The 12,731-nt window shown below is 62.2% G+C and carries 12 protein-coding genes and 4 pseudogenes; 9 read left to right on the top strand and 7 right to left on the bottom strand.

Annotated features, from left to right (window positions below):
* Together ABSF49_RS15445 and ABSF49_RS15440 are read right to left on the bottom strand one after the other, a co-directional pair.
* Window positions 1-470, bottom strand: a 470-nt coding sequence (locus tag ABSF49_RS15445; protein WP_424113542.1) for a YhfZ family protein, incomplete at its 3' end; no start/stop codon positions are given.
* A 327-nt stretch (window positions 471-797) separates the two neighbouring features.
* A pseudogene (locus ABSF49_RS15440) lies at window positions 798-1,163 on the bottom strand (transposase); the annotation flags it as partial.
* A 136-nt stretch (window positions 1,164-1,299) separates the two neighbouring features.
* On the opposite strand from ABSF49_RS15440, the gene ABSF49_RS15435 reads away from it, so the two are divergent.
* Complete coding sequence (locus tag ABSF49_RS15435) at window positions 1,300-2,244, top strand: sugar phosphate isomerase/epimerase family protein (RefSeq protein WP_424113541.1); 945 nt, start codon at window positions 1,300-1,302, stop codon at window positions 2,242-2,244.
* A 34-nt stretch (window positions 2,245-2,278) separates the two neighbouring features.
* Window positions 2,279-2,752, top strand: a pseudogene (locus ABSF49_RS15430) (integrase core domain-containing protein); the annotation flags it as partial.
* Between the two features lie 163 nt (window positions 2,753-2,915).
* Here ABSF49_RS15430 and ABSF49_RS15425 read toward each other — a convergent pair.
* The 4 genes from ABSF49_RS15425 to ABSF49_RS15410 all read right to left on the bottom strand — a co-directional run bounded on the left by ABSF49_RS15425 (window position 2,916) and on the right by ABSF49_RS15410 (window position 7,323).
* Window positions 2,916-3,857 carry a sugar ABC transporter substrate-binding protein gene (locus tag ABSF49_RS15425; RefSeq protein ID WP_424113540.1) on the bottom strand — a complete coding sequence of 314 codons (942 nt, stop codon included), beginning with the start codon at window positions 3,855-3,857 and terminating at the stop codon, window positions 2,916-2,918.
* 56 nt (window positions 3,858-3,913) lie between these two features.
* A complete protein-coding gene (locus ABSF49_RS15420; protein ID WP_424113539.1) occupies window positions 3,914-4,744 on the bottom strand; it encodes an ABC transporter permease in 831 nt (276 codons plus the stop codon).
* 158 nt (window positions 4,745-4,902) lie between these two features.
* Complete coding sequence (locus tag ABSF49_RS15415) at window positions 4,903-6,387, bottom strand: sugar ABC transporter ATP-binding protein (RefSeq protein ID WP_424113538.1); 1,485 nt, start codon at window positions 6,385-6,387, stop codon at window positions 4,903-4,905.
* 129 nt (window positions 6,388-6,516) lie between these two features.
* A complete protein-coding gene (locus ABSF49_RS15410) occupies window positions 6,517-7,323 on the bottom strand; it encodes an alpha/beta fold hydrolase (RefSeq protein ID WP_424113537.1) in 807 nt (268 codons plus the stop codon).
* Between the two features lie 426 nt (window positions 7,324-7,749).
* Between ABSF49_RS15410 and ABSF49_RS15405 the strand changes: the two are divergent.
* The 7 genes and pseudogenes from ABSF49_RS15405 to ABSF49_RS15375 form a co-directional block, all read left to right on the top strand.
* A pseudogene (locus ABSF49_RS15405) lies at window positions 7,750-7,951 on the top strand (integrase core domain-containing protein); the annotation flags it as partial.
* Between the two features lie 298 nt (window positions 7,952-8,249).
* Window positions 8,250-8,378, top strand: coding sequence for a hypothetical protein (locus ABSF49_RS15400; protein WP_424113536.1), 129 nt, complete (start codon window positions 8,250-8,252; stop codon window positions 8,376-8,378).
* Window positions 8,379-8,382: 4 nt separating this feature from the next.
* Entirely contained in the window at window positions 8,383-9,450 is a 1,068-nt protein-coding gene (locus tag ABSF49_RS15395) for a sugar phosphate isomerase/epimerase family protein (RefSeq protein WP_424113535.1), read from the top strand.
* Window positions 9,451-9,557: 107 nt separating this feature from the next.
* A complete protein-coding gene (locus ABSF49_RS15390) occupies window positions 9,558-10,370 on the top strand; it encodes a sugar phosphate isomerase/epimerase family protein (RefSeq protein ID WP_424113534.1) in 813 nt (270 codons plus the stop codon).
* Between the two features lie 41 nt (window positions 10,371-10,411).
* On the top strand, window positions 10,412-11,230 hold the full coding sequence (locus ABSF49_RS15385; protein WP_424113533.1) for a helix-turn-helix domain-containing protein: 819 nt from the start codon (window positions 10,412-10,414) through the stop codon (window positions 11,228-11,230).
* Window position 11,231: 1 nt separating this feature from the next.
* Window positions 11,232-11,590, top strand: a pseudogene (locus ABSF49_RS15380) (transposase domain-containing protein); the annotation flags it as partial.
* Window positions 11,591-11,660: 70 nt separating this feature from the next.
* The gene (locus ABSF49_RS15375; protein ID WP_424113532.1) at window positions 11,661-11,957 is read left to right on the top strand and encodes a hypothetical protein; all 297 of its coding nucleotides are present in this window, start codon (window positions 11,661-11,663) and stop codon (window positions 11,955-11,957) included.
* A 166-nt stretch (window positions 11,958-12,123) separates the two neighbouring features.
* On the opposite strand, the gene ABSF49_RS15370 is transcribed toward ABSF49_RS15375, so the two are convergent.
* Window positions 12,124-12,731, bottom strand: a 608-nt coding sequence (locus ABSF49_RS15370) for an SMP-30/gluconolactonase/LRE family protein (RefSeq protein ID WP_424113531.1), incomplete at its 5' end; no start/stop codon positions are given.

Raw genomic sequence — 12,731 nt, 5'->3', positions numbered from 1 at the left:
AAAGCTTCGTCGCGACGACAGACCGTTTCAGCGCTTTGCTTGGATAGAGCGACGATATCGGCGCGACCCTCGGCGAGGGCCGTCAATCGGGACTCGGCGCCGTTCTTGAAGTTGATGGCGAAAGGAACGCCGGTGGTTTCGAACCAGGCCGTGACGCCCGTTGCGAGGCCGATGAAGGGCATGGCGTTCGGCAAAGGCAACAGCCCGATAACCGTTCCCAGGCCCGCCGCCTTCCATTGCCTGCGCAGGTCCCGATCGACGAGGAACGTGCCCATCTGCCCGCGCGCGCGAGTCGTGATGACGCCCTCGTCGCGGAGGGCGGTGAATGCCCTCTCGACGGTGCCGAAACCCACCGCGAGTTCGTTTGCGATGTCGGACGTCTTCGGAATGCGTTGGCCCGGCTCGATTTCGAGGAGGCGTTCCGCGATAAAGCGGGTGACCGAAGAGGCTTTGCTGGCGACGGAGTCCATAACCACTTTTTACAGTATACAGTAAATTAGTCAATGATGGCGGCGACCAAGCGGTGTCGCAGCTTTGTCGCATCGCTTGGTTGGAGTGCGCGGACGCGCTCGAGTTCGCTTCCCTGGGTTGCCGGGACCGGTCGCGGATCATCTTGCGATCGGTCGACCCGTCTGCGGAGCAGGTTGTCCCTTCGCCGAGCGCACACCCAGTGCTTAACTAGGTAACCGCTGGCAAACGTAGACAGGAAATCGGCCACGGCCCAGCGCCAATAACGGTCAAGGCGCGGATTTGCCGGAAACTCGGGGTTGGGATGACCTCGCCTGTGGCGTGATCGTGGCCTGATATTCCTCGTCGAGTTCCTTTCTGACGGCGGCGAGCTGGCGCAGCTCGAACTCGGTGAAGCGCAATCCGCGCCAGCGCTCGGCGGCGCGGATGAGGGCGCCGAACATCAGCTTGAGCACCGGCTTTTCGCCGAAGCCGTTGGGGATGATCTTCAACCGCCGGCGCTCCTCGACGAACAGCCGTTCGAGCAGGTTCGTCGTCCGCGTCACGCGCCGATGCGCGACGGGCAGACGCAAGTGGGCGACGCACGCTTCGAAATCGTCCTCGAAGCAGGCGAGCGCGCTCGGCAGGAGGTCGGCGTACTCGGCGCGCACGCCGCTCGCCAGTTGGCGGGCGACCGCCCGCGACGGCGCTTGCCATCAATGGCTCTGCGATGGACCGCCGCCATACAGGAAGCGTTGAAGGGCTTCCGTCGGCTGAAGGCGTACAAGCATTTGCCGGCTCTTCGCACCGCTCTTGCAAAACAAGGCCAACGGCCGACTTCCGACGGGGTTCTTGTTCAAATCGCTCAGGCCGCGTAAATCTCAATGCGCAACGACCGCTTTGACAATTTCAACAGCGAGCGGGACGCGCCCCAAGCGGAATTTGGCAATGCGATACGGCGCAAGCACGTTCATCTGGACCTCGCCATTCTCAAATCGAACGCTCGATCTCATTGACCACGTCAAGGCGATCGGGTTCGACACTATCGAGATTTGCGTCGAGGATCCCGAGACGATCGATCCTTCTGCGATCCATGAGCGCGCAGCTCGGGCCGGCGTCTCTGTCACGATATGCGGCGCGTTCGGGCCGAGCCGAAATTTGAGCTCGGAGGATGAGGTGATCCGTGAAGCGGGTGTCGCCTATCTCGATCGATGCATCGACTTCGCGAGGGCGTTGGGGAGTCCGTTCGTTTCGGGACCCATGTACGCCGCGGTCGGCAATACGCGTCTCCTCGACCGAAGCGCGCGTCGCGAACAGTGGAACAGAGCGGTTGCAAGCCTCAAAGCGGCGGCGGCCTATGCGGCCGAGAGAAAGGTCAGTCTAGCCGTCGAGCCGCTGAATCGATTTGAGACCGACCTCGTCAACACAGTCGACCAGGGTCTTCGGCTTCTTGAGGACGTCGGCGCCGACAACGTCGGGTTGCTCCTCGACACCTTCCATATGAACATCGAAGAGAAAGACATTCCCGCCGCCATTCGGCGCGCCGCGGGGCGGATTGTCGAGTTCCACGCCAGTTCAAACGACCGTGGAACGCCCGGCGATGACCACTTGCCCTGGCGCGACATCGCGACGGCGTTGCGCGACGTTCGCTTCGAAGGGCCGATCGTGATCGAGGCCTTCACGCCTGAAATCAAGGAGATCGCACGCGCTGTCTCGATCTGGCGGCCGCTCGCCGAAAGCCAGGACGCGCTTGCCGCAGATGGACTTAGAAACCTGCAGCGGGCGTTCGAAGGCTAATGACGCAGCCGCGGACATGCTCTCAACGACCGTTGTTGACGCAACCCACCAGTTGGCTGCCGGGCAGAAGATCCGGGTTCTGACCGTCGTGGACACGTTCAGCCGGTACTCGCCCGCTATCGATCCGAGGTTCAGCTATCGCGCCGAAGACGTCGTTGCGAGCCTGGAGCGGGTTTGCGCGGCCACAGGCTATCCCAAGACGATCCGCGTCGACCAAGGCTCCGAGTTCGTCAGCCAAGATCTCGACCTCTGGGCCTATGCAAGGGGCGTCACGCTGGACTTCTCGCGGCCAGGCGAACCGACGGACAACGCCTTCATCGAAGCGTTCAACGGGCGCCTGCGGGCGGAGCGCCTGAACGCGCACTGGTTCCTGACCCTTGCGGACGCCCGCGAAAAATTGGCGGATTGGCGCAAGTACTACGACGAGGACAGACCGCACGGGGCTATCGGCAATAAGCCCCCGGCTTCCCTCATGAACCTCGCCGGCGCATCCAGCCTGCCGGCGTGACAAAGCCGGAACGCTCTAACTTCCGGCGGTCCAAAGAAGGGTGGCGGAACAGCGGTCAGATGCGCCAACATTCAAGCCGGACCACCCCGAGGGGGCAGCCCACCCACGCCGATCTACATCATAGTGGAAAGACGGGGGGAAGCGTTCCCCCCGTGATTAGAGCCTATTTCAGATACTGATCGACGTTGTCCTTGGTGATGACGATGGGGGCAATGATGATCTGCTTATCGACCGGCTTGCCTTCCGACACAGCGATCATTGTCTCGACCGCCTTCTTCCCTTCGGTCTTGGAGTCATTGTAGATCGACGCGGTTTCCTCGCCCGCCTTGATTGCCTTCATCGCCTCGGGAGGAGCGTCCAACCCGTAGAGCCTGATAACCCCGATCTTTTTGGCGGATCGGAGGGCCGGCAGGACTCCGAGCGCCATGCCGTCGTTGTTGCAGACGATGGCGTCGATCTGCTTGCCCGTGGAAATCCAGTTTTCCGAGAGGCTCAAGGCGTCGGGAGCGACCCAGTTGCCCGTCCCCTCGAGCACGACCTTCACGTCTGGGTTCTTCGCCAGGACTTCTTTCCCTCCCTCGGTGATGGCGATCTGAGCCGGATGCCCCAAGGCGCCGTACATGAAGGCGATGTTCCCTTTCCCGTTGAGGTCCTTCACCACCTGTTCCATCTCCCGTTGACCGCCGAGCTTGAGATCCACCCCGACGTAGGAGGCGGCCAGATCCTGGTTCGAGACGCTCTCGTGAACCGTGATGATGGGGATCTTGGCGTCCACGGCCGCCTGAACCGCGGCGCTGAGCCCATCAAACGACGCCGGGTCGAGCATGATGCCGTCCACCTTCTGCGCGATGGCGTTGTCGACCTGGGAGTTCTGTTTCGCCGGATCGCTGTCGCCAGTATAGACCTTGACGTTCACGCCCTGTTCCTTGCCCGCGTCGACGACCGCCTGGGCCAATCCCACCATGAACTCGTTCTGCTGATGCGAGATAAAGAAGGCGAAGTTCTTCACCTTCTTGTCCGCGGACCCTGCAGCGAGCGCCGCTCCTCCGACGAGGAGAGCCGTAGCCGCCACAGCCACTGCCACGACTCGATTTGCCTTTTTCATGTTCCTGCTTCCTCCTCAAATGGCGTCCGTCCATCCAACGTGGACGTCCGCGTCGACTAGATTCTTGATTTGCTTTTGATGTCCAGGAAGACGGCCACCATGATGATGAGTCCCTGGATTATCTGCTGGTAGAACGCGGACACGCCGAGTATATCCAGGCCGTTCTGAATCACCCCTATGATGAGCGCGCCGATGAGTGTGCCGAGCAGATTTCCCGTTCCCCCCGACATGCTGACTCCGCCGATGACGGCGGCGGAGATGGCGTTCAGCTCGTAGCCGACTCCGATGATCGGGCTTCCCGACGTTATGCGGGACGCCATCAGTACGCCGCACACGCCGGCGAGAAGGCCGCTGCCCATGTAGACAACGACCTTGATCCAGCGCGTGTTGATGCCCGAAAGACGGGCGGAGACCTCGTTTCCGCCGATCGCGTAGACCCATTTTCCGAAGACGGTTTTGCGCAGAACGAAGATTCCGATCACCAGGATGACCAAGAGGAAGTAGACGAGGTTCGGAATCCCCAAGACGAACCCGTTGGCGATGCCGTTGAACGGCTTCGACAGGCCGAAGATCGGCGAACCGTTGCTCAGCACCTGCGCAAGCCCGCGAAGGCAGCTCATCATCGCGAGAGTCATGATGAAAGGAGAAATCCCGACGTAGGCGATTCCAAAGCCGTTGATCGCGCCCGCCGCTACCCCGACGAGGAGCGAGACCGCAATCGGAACGATCAGTGGCAGATCGAGAGATTGCCTAGCAAAAAAAGCGGCGCAGACGCTCGTCAAGGCGATGAGCGAACCGACTGATAGGTCGATGCCGCCCAGAATCAGCACGAACGTCATGGCGATCCCCATGATGCCGTTGACGGACATCTGCTTGATGACGTTCATCAGGTTGTTCGGTGTGATGAAAGCCGGCGACAGAATTGAAAGGATAATGAAGAGTCCGAGGAACGCCCAAAGTATTCCTGCTTTCGCAAGAAGACCCCCGATCCTGTTCGTTCCGATTGCTCCTGGCACCTCTGCCCCTCCGTTCGCCGTCAAACCGCTCAATTCATCCCGGAGGCGAGCGTCATCAGGTTCTCTTGTGAGAGCTCGGCCCGCGAAAGCTCGCCGATCAAGGCGCCGTCGTGCAGCACGATGACCCTGTCGCACAGTCCCATGATCTCCGGCATTTCGGAGGAGATCATGAGTACGGCCTTTCCGCTCGCGGCGAGCTGGCCGATGAGCCTGTAAATCTCCGCCTTGGCTCCGACGTCGATGCCTCGCGTCGGCTCGTCGAGGATGACAACGTCCGGCTCGGAGAGCAGCCATTTCCCCAGGACGACCTTCTGCTGGTTGCCCCCGCTCAGCGTTCCAACACGCTGGTTTCGCGACTCCACCTTGATGGAGAGGGTTGAGATCATGCGGTCGACCGCCTTTTCAACGATGCGCTTGCGCACCATCCCGGCGTTGCTGAGTCGCCCCTCGACCACGATGGACAGATTGTCCCCGACTGACCCGGTGAGGTTCAGCCCCAGGTTCTTGCGATCCTCGGGGACGAATGCGATCCTCCGTTGGACGGCCTCACGTGTGCTGCCTGCTATGAGGGCGCGTCCCCGGACGCGGACTTCTCCCGCGTCAGGCCGTCTTTCGCCAAATATGGTCGAGACGATTTCCGTCCGGCCCGCTCCCATCAGCCCACCGATTCCAAGGATCTCACCGGCGTGCAGATCAAAGCTCACGTCGCGGAACTCATTGCGACGCGTGAGGCCCCGCACCGTCATGACCACGTCGCCTACCGTGGCGTTCACCTTCGGGAATATCTCGGTGAGCTCGCGTCCGACCATGAGGCTGATCAGCTGCTGCCGCGTCAGCTCGCTCATCTGCCCCCCGGCGACGCGATGTCCGTCACGCAGGATTGTCGCGCGGTTGGCAATCTCGAACAATTCGTCGATCTTGTGCGATATGTAGATGATCGCCACGCCTCGCGAACGCAGGAGGCGGATCATGTCGAAGAGCTTTCTCACCTCTGCCTCGTTAATCGCCGAGGTAGGCTCATCCATGATGAGGATACGAGAGTTGTAGGAAATCGCCTTTGCCGTTTCGACGAGCTGCGTCGCGGCCACACTGAGAGCTCTCATCTTCATTCTTGGATCGAAACTAAGGCCGAGAGAGGACAGAAGCTCGGCGGTCTGATTCTCTTGCCTTCGCGTATTGAGGATGCCAAACCGGTTGGGTTCTCTGCCGAGAAAGATGTTCTCGGCAATGTTCATGTCGGGGACAGGGCTCAGCTCTTGGTGAATCATCGCTATGCCGAGATTGAGCGCCGCTGCGGGTGAAGCGATGCCGACGGGTGCGCTGCGGAGGAGAATTTCGCCTTTGTCGTAGGGAAACTCCCCCATCAGGATTTTCATCAAGGTGGATTTCCCGGCCCCGTTCTCTCCGATAAGCGCGTGGACCTCTCCCTCCATCACCTCGAAATCAACGGAGTGGAGCACGGTCTGCCCCGAAAACGACTTGACGATGCCCTTCATTTCAAGAACACGCGTCATGAGATCATGCCCCAGGGCGTGCTTCCGTCGAAGCCGTGGCGCACGTATGCGTCAACCATGTCTCGGGAGCGCCGCTCGTCTGCCAAGCGTAGGTTTGTCGGTCGAACTTGAATGTCGCCTGACATGCACTTACTCCGGCGTGTGCTTTTGCATGAAGGCGACAGTCCGGGAATTGAACCGCTCCAAATCCTCCCAGTGGTGGACATGAGCGCAGTCGGCGAAGACCGCCAGCTCCGACCCCGCGATGCCTTTGTGCAGCGTCTCGGACATGCGGATCGGGGTGAAGATGTCTTTGTCGCCCACGGTTATCAGCGTCGGCGCCTTCACCTCGCCAAGCCCGCCCTCCGTATCGTGGCCGATGCAGGCGTCGCATTGGCCTTCGAAGCCGACGCGCGGCTGCGGGAAAGGGTTTTCCTCCGCCATCTCCTGCGCGTCGAGGAGATCCTGCAGATTGTTGTCCATGTATTTCGGCCCCCAGATCCAAAGCTGGAGCGTCTCGATCCATTGGCTTGCCGTGGCGTGCGCGCGGCTGGCCTTGAAATGGTGGAAGACCGCCTTGCCGAAATTGTCGAGCTTCGCCCAAGTGCTCACGAGCACTAGCGACTGCACCCGCGCCGGCGCGCGGCGGTAGAGCGACTGCGCAATGGCGCCGCCCATCGACACGCCCAGCACATGCGCCTTGTCGACCCCGGCATGATCCATTACGGCCAGAACGTCGGTCGCCATCGCGTCCGTCGTATAGGGGCCGCGCGGCTTATCTGACAGACCGATTCCGCGGTTGTCGATCTTGTAGCAAGCGAAGTGTTTTCTCCACTCGTTGCTATGGGGCTCCCACGCGGTCCGGTCGGCGCCAAGGCCCATGATGAGGATGAGGGGGAACCCGTCGCCTTCCACTTCGTAGAAGATGCTGACACCTTCATTCTTGACGTAGGGCATGGTGGACTCCGCTATTGACTTACGTCGTAGCGGATGTTGATCCCGAGCAGCATCCGATCCTCCCAATCGGCCTCCTTGATAGGCGCTTGGAGCGCGTCATTCCTGGCCGGCCCGATCGAATTTTGTCACTTTTCGAACGTTCGCGACCCGACGACGCCGCCGGGGGCGGGCACCTTCTATCTTTCGCAGCCGAAATTCTGGGAGCTCCCATTACTGGGCGACTTTTGGACCCAGGCCAACATTGATTGCCGACCAGCGCCGTGGAAAAGTGCAAAGCGTCTTTCCGACGCTCTGCGTCGGTCCCGAGGCAGGATCGAACTTATCGGCGCGCTGCGGCGCACACGATAGAGGGACTCGAAGCCTGACCCCCGCAGCTCCCTGAATCCGTTCGATCGTCGACACCGCCCCCCGCAGACGGATACACCAGGATCGAAGGCCGCCTACATCGAGCCGGCAGCCCACGGGAAAACGGCTATTGCGAGAGCTTCAACAGCAAGCTCCGCGACGAGCTGCTGAACCGCGAGATCTTCTGCAGCTTGGCGGAAACGCGGTGCTGATCGAGCCGTGGAGGGTCCACTACGACACCGTGCGGCCTCACAGCGCGCTCGGCTACCGCCCGCCGGCGCCCCCGGGCGATCATCCCCGCGCGACGGCTCCATCACGCTGTGGGCGACGCGCTCGCCCGCCCCAACCGTGGCCGCAGCGGTCAGATGCACTGACATTCAATCCGGACCACCCGGAGGGGGCAGGCCAGAGCCGTCAATCGGCTCGGAGACCCATTTGGTCGCTGTCGGGAGATGACCGACAGGGGCCGTCTCCGCCGGCTCGTCGAGTCGCGAACGTTCGAAAAGTGACAAAATTCGATCGGGCCGGCCAGGAATGACGCAGTTCAAGCGCCTATCAAGGTGAGCGTTTGGGAGGACCGGATGCTGCTCGGAATCAACCTGCTGCTTTGGACCGCGCATGTCGGCGGTGGTCACCTTCGACATTGCGAGATCCTCATGCGCCTGGGATACGGACACGACTTCCTGCGCGCCACCGACGCGGCGGCCTAGCGCCATGCACAATTTTCCCAAGCTGCACAACGCGATGTGGCCGGGATTGGTCGGCAAAGGGCCGGGTTCCGAGCCACCGATCGGGCTCGAGACCATGCTCGAGCTGACGGCGTCGACCAAGCTGGACGGGGTTGGATTCGACGGGGTCGACTTGTTTCTAGCCGTCCCCCACACGCCGATCGACGCCGATCCCGACGCGGTCGCGCGTCTGGCGGACTTAGTGGGGTCGCACGGCCTGGCGGTCGGCTCTTGCGTCGCGCCGGTTTGGCCCGATACCGGCGGCGGCTCGGCGATGGGCAGCGCCACGGACCGCGCCGCGTATATCGAGATGGTCAGTCGGGCCTGTGGCATCGGCCGGCGATTGCGCGAGCTCGGAGTCCGCGCCGCGAACGTGATCCGCGTCGACAGCGCAACCAGCCCCGAAGTCTGGGCGCGCGATCCGTCGGCCACCAAGACCGTCGCCGCCACCCTTCGGGAAGCCGCCCGCGTCGCCGCCGATCACGGCGAGCGGCTGGCGCTGGAAGGCGAAATCTGCTGGGGCGGGATGCACTCCTGGCGGCATATGCTCGATCTGTTGGAGGCGGTCGGCCGTCCTGACGTCGTCGGATTTCAGGCCGACATGGCCCACACCATGCTCTACGCCGTGGGCCACAATGCCCCCGAACACGCGCTCGTCTCGCCCGATCAGGTCAGAGCTGGCTCTGCTGCGCTCGAGAGCGCTTTGGTTGTGATCGCCAACGCCCTTAGGCCGTGGACCATCGATTTCCACGTCGCGCAGAACGACGGCTCGGTCAAAGGAATGGGCGCGCACGACAAGACGGGGCGCCATTGCTTGCCCGACGATCCGGGCGGTCTGCTCGACATTCCTCGCCACGCCGGTCTGTGGCTGCGCGACGCATCCGGCGAGTTGACGCGAGCGATGCGCCACCTGTGCTGGGACGGCTGCATGTTCCCCAATCGAACGCTGCTGGACCCGGCGACATGGCGACACGTGCTGGCGGCCATGCTGGCGGTGCGCGCGGCTCACGGCTGGAGCGAGCCAGCCGCGCGAACGCCGGCGCGCGTATCGTGACTTTCGAAGGCCGCGCGCACGCCCATGACTGGGAGGCGGTCGAACGGTTCAATGCGACTACGCTGGAATGTCTATTGAGCCATCAGTGAATGATGGACGGAGCGACCATGATCAAGATCGGATCCCAGACGTATGCCTGGCAAATGAGCGGCAAGCTCTATCTGGATCGACTTGATCACATCATCGCCGTCGCCGGCCGGGCGGGCTTCGCCGGCGTCGAAGCGGAATTGCAGTTTCTTGGGGCGTTGAGAGACCCTGGACTGATGCGGAGGCATTTGGAGCAGGCGGGCGTCGATCTCGCCGCTCTTTGCATTGTTCACGATTGGCGCGGCGCGCGTGAGAGTGAGGCGGAGCGCGCCTCCGCCGACTGGACGATCGACTACCTCGCCCGGAACTTCCCGGGGGCGCTGCTCAATGTCTGTCCCATGCCCGGCGCCGACCGCAGCGACTTGCGCGAGCGTCAGGACAACCAAATTGCCTGCATGAACGCGCTGGCTTCGCGAGCGGCGGATCGAGGCGTGATCGCCGCCTATCATCCCAATTCGCCCGCCGGTTCGGTCTGCCGAACCGTCGGCGACTACGAGCGGATGCTGGAAGGAATCGACGCCCGCGTCCTGAAGTGGATTCCCGACATCGGGCACATCGCTAAAGGCGGCATCGATGTCATGACCCTGCTGAAGCGCTACCGCCCGCTGATCGCCCATGTGCATTTCAAGGACATGTCCACTGACGGCGTGTGGCGATGCATGGGAGAAGGGAACCTCGACTTTCCGGGGGTGGCGACGTATCTTGGCGCGACCGGCTACGATCGCTGGATCGTCGTCGAGGACGAAGGCGAGGAGGCCGAGCATGATCCGGATCGCGTCGCGTCGCGCGACGGCCTCTACATGGCGCACGCGATCGCGCCCCTGCTCCGCTAGCGCGGTCCTCTTCGGCGGTCTCAGCGATTGAGGCCGTCGCGATGGGCGGATCCAAAAGTCACGACGCCGTTCGCGTCGACGCCCGCCAGCCGCTCTGCGAAACGGACGTCGTTGCATTCTTCGACAGTCTGCGCGATCGCGGCTCGATCGAGCAGATGTTCGAATTCCTGCCCGACGTCTCCTTTTACATCAAGGATCGGCAATGCCGTTGGATGGCGTGCAACGCCTGGGCGGCTCAATCCCTCAACTATCGCGACCGCGCCGAGATTTTGGGCGCCACCGAGTTCGATTTCTTTCCGCGCCAAATCGCCGAGAAGATTTATGAGGACGACCAGCGCGTCATGGCCACCGGCGTCCGTCTGCTCAACCGGATCGAAGTCATAATAAATCAGTCGGGACATTTGGTCTGGGTGTCGACCAACAAAGTGCCGTTATTCGACCGAGGCGGGAAGGTCGTCGGCCTGATGGGCATCACCCGGGTGATTTCGGCCTCGACCGAACTGCCGGCGGGTTTCCAGTCGTTCCGGGTCGCGATCAATTATATCCAGGATCGCTTGGGCGCCAAGATCCGCATCGACGATCTGGCGGCCCTAAGCAACCTTTCGACCAGCCAGTTCCGCACGCGTTTCCGGATGCTGTTCCATCTGTCGCCACGCGAGTTCATCCTGCGCACGCGATTGCAGACGGCGGCTCGGCGCCTTTCGACGACGCGTGACCCCATCATCTACATTGCGCTCGATTGCGGCTTCTCTAACCAGAGCTATTTCACCGCTCAGTTTCGCGCCTTCTTCGGCACGTCGCCGCACAAATACCGGGCTCGGCTTTATCACGGCGACGGCGATCGCGGCGACGATGGCTGAGGCGAAGCTCTCGCGCGGGCACGATCTGGTCAACGCGATCAACTACATGCTCAAGCGCTGGCCGGCCTTCACGCTATTCCTTGAGGACGGGCGCGTTTGCCTCTCCAACAACGCCGCCGAAAGAGGGCTGCGCGGCATCGCCCTGGGAAATCGTGGCTGTTCTGCGGTTCCGATCGCGGCGGCGACAACTGGGCGGTGATCGCTTCGTTGATCGAGTGCTGCAAGCTCAACAGCGTCGATCCCCACGCCTATCTCGCCGACGTCCTCGCCAAGATCGTCAACGGCCATCTCAACCGCGCCATCGACGATCTTCTGCCCTGGGTCTATGCCAAACCAGAGTCACTCGAGGCTGCGGCCTGAAGACAGCGGCTATTACGAACCAGGGGCTTGAGCCATGATGATAAGGGCGTACCTTCTTCTGTGTGGCGCGGTGCTGTTCAACGTCGGCTCGTATGTCATCTATCGCTCGATTGCGGGCTTTCCGGCGCGCTACTGGTGGCCGCTTTTTGGCGCTGGCCTCGCCCTCGGCGCTGTCAACGCGCTACTGTTCGTTCGTGCGATCGTCGTAGTTCCGCTCTCGGTTGCCTATCCAGCATTCTCGGCCGCAAGCTTCGCGCTGATCGCCGTCATCGCGACGGCGGTATTCGGCGAAAAGCTGCTGCCGCTGAATATTGTCGGTCTTGTCGTGGTCATCGTCGGCATCGCGCTCGCCGCCTATGCGCCGTGATCGCCCACTTCTTTGCCTGGTTGTGGATCAGCGCCCGGTTCGGCCGCAATCGGCTTCAGAGTCATTCAATGCCGTGGCCTGACAACAGCGCATACGAGATAGCGGCACGCACCGCCGTTTCATCCATCGCGACCCAGCGAATGATGCGATCGGACTGCGGTGCGCCTCAGCCTGCGTAGGGTGCGTCGGACAGCCCTCGGACGCCGGGCTTCACCGCGTAGAGGCTCCCAGCCGTTGGCTGTCTCGCGAGGTCGGCCTCGCTTTCGTCATAGCGCGAAGTGGTCACGAACAGCGTGTCGAGATCCGCGCCGCCGAAGGCTACGCAGGTGACTTTGTTCACCGGGACCTCGATCGTTTGTTCAAGCCGTCCGTCCGGCGCGTAGCGGTCGACGCGACCGCCTTTCCAGACTGCGTTCCAGACGTAGCCTTCACTGTCGACACAGGATCCGTCGGGGATCCCTTTCGTCCGCGCGACGATGCGTCGATTCGACGGAATGCCCGTCGCGATATCGTAGTCGAAGGCTTCGATCGCGCGTCGCGGGCTATCGGCAAACCACATCGTCCGCCCGTCCGGTGAGAAGCACGTGCTGTTCGCGCAGCCGACGCCGTCAAAGAGGCGACGGATCGTCAGATCCGGATCAACACGGAAGACCGAAGCGATGGGCCTCTCGCTTTCCTCCTCCATGCCGCCGACGAAGAACCGACCCTGCCGGTCGGTGCGCCCATCGTTCATGCGAACCCCGGGCTTTTCGCTGTCGAGACGTGCGATGTACT

The organism is Roseiarcus sp. (assembly GCF_049514155.1).
GTDB lineage: Bacteria > Pseudomonadota > Alphaproteobacteria > Rhizobiales > Beijerinckiaceae > Roseiarcus.
This window is presented reverse-complemented; position numbering and strand designations above follow the sequence as displayed.

Excerpts from the sequence above, each read along its gene's own strand:
- ABSF49_RS15425 (WP_424113540.1), bottom strand. The coding sequence starts at position 3,857 with ATGAAAAAGGCAAATCGAGTCGTGGCAGTGGCTGTGGCGGCTACGGCT.
- ABSF49_RS15420 (WP_424113539.1), bottom strand. The coding sequence starts at position 4,744 with ATGAACGTCATCAAGCAGATGTCCGTCAACGGCATCATGGGGATCGCC.
- ABSF49_RS15415 (WP_424113538.1), bottom strand. The coding sequence starts at position 6,387 with ATGACGCGTGTTCTTGAAATGAAGGGCATCGTCAAGTCGTTTTCGGGG.
- ABSF49_RS15410 (WP_424113537.1), bottom strand. The coding sequence starts at position 7,323 with ATGCCCTACGTCAAGAATGAAGGTGTCAGCATCTTCTACGAAGTGGAA.
- ABSF49_RS15400 (WP_424113536.1), top strand. The coding sequence starts at position 8,250 with ATGCTGCTCGGAATCAACCTGCTGCTTTGGACCGCGCATGTCGGCGGT.
- ABSF49_RS15395 (WP_424113535.1), top strand. The coding sequence starts at position 8,383 with ATGCACAATTTTCCCAAGCTGCACAACGCGATGTGGCCGGGATTGGTC.
- ABSF49_RS15390 (WP_424113534.1), top strand. The coding sequence starts at position 9,558 with ATGATCAAGATCGGATCCCAGACGTATGCCTGGCAAATGAGCGGCAAG.
- ABSF49_RS15385 (WP_424113533.1), top strand. The coding sequence starts at position 10,412 with ATGGGCGGATCCAAAAGTCACGACGCCGTTCGCGTCGACGCCCGCCAG.